1 protein-coding gene is annotated in these 1,946 nt (G+C 32.8%); it reads left to right on the plus strand.

Annotation, left to right across the window (positions count from 1 at the left end; translation table 11 throughout):
• The first annotated feature begins 1,130 nt into the window (after positions 1-1,130).
• On the plus strand, positions 1,131-1,739 hold the full coding sequence (locus ACOVQ4_RS08910) for an RNA polymerase sigma factor (protein ID WP_421820302.1): 609 nt from the start codon (positions 1,131-1,133) through the stop codon (positions 1,737-1,739).
• The last annotated feature ends 207 nt before the right edge of the window (positions 1,740-1,946 follow it).

Here is a 1,946-nt window from a genome sequence, read left to right on the forward strand (position 1 = left end):
AGAAATACTATTTAACTTTTAGCCTACTGCATAAAGCCTAAAGCTTAGAGCAGGTAAAATTATTTTCATTTTACCCACTTACATATAATGTTGTTAATGTTTTAAGATTAACGTACTTAAACAGACAGCGTAAAGACTGTGTGGTTTTTAGAAAAAAGCTAAACGGCTTAGCTTTTTTAGATAGATATTTAGGGTAATTACTGAAAACATGTAGTTTTCAGCGTTTTCATGGTGTGTAATTCTTTTTCAAATAATACTATAATTTTTCTATTACTTTTAAAAATGTATTGTCAAGCTCTCATAACTGGACAAAATTGAATTTGCTAGTTCAAGGCTCAGTCTGGAATTTGAAACTGTTTTTTTAAATTTCAGTAAAAGTTTCAACACCTAAACCACAATCACTCATTCTGTCTATGAATCAGTGCCACTTCACCCCATACAAGCTAACTATTTGACTATCAAGTAAATTCCACAAGTCAAAACAATAGACGTAAATTTCATTTAACTTCTCAAAAACGTTAGCTGGAGCAGAAAAAAATAACAGGAACAAATAAATGGGAAAATATGGAACATATTTCATCAAATAGTTTAATACTAAAAACTATTCATATCAAGAGTATCATCCAAACAAGTAATTGTCTGCAATTTTGTAAAAAAAGATACCCCTGAATATTATTGATGTGAAAAAATCTCAAACAAAAGACACAACCAGAATCGGGTGGAATACATCAAATAATAGCTTTCAAAATAGATAATCATGCAAAATATGACTCAGCTTATTGGGCTTGAAGCAATAGGTAAAACATATTTGCCTATTTACAACCAATATTTTGTGCTTTTAGCTCAAAGCCTAAGACCTACAGCCTAATAAGTAAATTAGATACAAATCTATTTTGCTTATGATTCAATATTTCACCCGCAAGAATGATACCAAATTATTACAGTATAAAAGTAAAGTCCATGCGCAGATAGATGCTATAAGTATCTCAGCTTTATCAAATTCGATTAACGTTATATCATATTATCCAAATTCTTTCACATCCTACCATCAAGATTATTTTTTGAGTATAACTCTCTTATCAACAGTCTTTATTGTTAAAATCATTTTTTACCTGATCTTAAACCTAACTATGTCCAATTCATCCACTCAATACGATGAATTAATGCTATGGAATGATTTACGCAATGGAGACGAAGAAGCTTTAGCTCAACTCTTACGTCTGTATGCTAAATCCTTAATTAGCTATGGCCGCAAAATGGTCACTGATGACGCATTAATAGAAGATTGCATTCAGGAGGTATTTATTCAACTCTGGCAGTACCGGCAGAATCTTAAAGTTGAGGTAGGCTCCGTAAAAGCCTATTTGTTTGCAGCTGTAAGAAGAAGAATCATTTCTGAAATAAAAAAAAATGAAACAATTTCTCTTTACGAACATTCTAATTCGGAAAGCTATTTTGACATCGACTTTTCGATTGAAGAGAAAATCGTGAAAGACGAAACTGAACTTCAACGGGTAAGGCTAATCAACGAACGTTTAAATCATCTTCCCAAAAGACAAAAAGAAGTTGTCTATCTCAAATTCTACAAGGAACTATCCAATCAAGAAATTGCTAAAACTATGGGAGTAAAATACCAATCAGTTAGCAATTTAATCCATGAGGCTCTTACCTTATTACGTACGCTCTTCCCAGACGATGCCATTTGGTTTGGGCTAATAGTTTGGTTTTTTGGGTGGTGAGATAGTGCTATTAGGGGTTAGGGTATAGGGTTTAGGCAAGGAGTTCTTTATTTAGATATAAAGGCACAAAGTGTGTTTTAGTACAAAAGTGGCAGAGGCACAAAGGCACAAAGTGTGCTTATTTAGATATACTCCTTCCCTTTATGCCTTGGTGTTTCCTTAAAAAACTCTTTAGCTACCCCTTTTCCCCTTTACCACTTTGTGCCT

It is taken from the genome of Flectobacillus sp. (genome assembly GCF_049240685.1).
Taxonomy (GTDB): Bacteria; Bacteroidota; Bacteroidia; order Cytophagales; family Spirosomataceae; genus Flectobacillus.